This window comes from Photobacterium sp. DNB23_23_1, from assembly GCF_052873815.1.
In genome coordinates this window covers 1-236 of the sequence record NZ_JBNNXT010000140.1, presented here as the reverse complement: position 1 = coordinate 236, position 236 = coordinate 1, and the positions used below count along the sequence as shown (strand labels likewise).

Here is a 236-nt window from a genome sequence, read left to right as displayed (position 1 = left end):
CCATTCCAATTACTTGACGCCGTATTGGCAGGCCATGCCAAGCGCAGCCAGCGTGTATTGCGCCAGTTGCAGGGCGAAGGTGTTGAAGCGGTGATCTTGTTACGTACGTTACAGCGCGAACTGACCCAGCTGTATAAAATGCAGGAAATGGGTAGCAAGGGCACCTCGCTCAACAAAATCTTCGAGATCTTTCGGATTTGGCAAAGCCGGCGGGAAGTTTACATTGGCGCGCTACA

1 pseudogene is annotated in these 236 nt (G+C 52.5%); it reads left to right on the top strand.

Features of this window, described 5'->3' with window-relative positions:
• Positions 1-236: pseudogene (gene holA, locus ACVA53_RS25165) on the top strand (DNA polymerase III subunit delta); the annotation flags it as partial.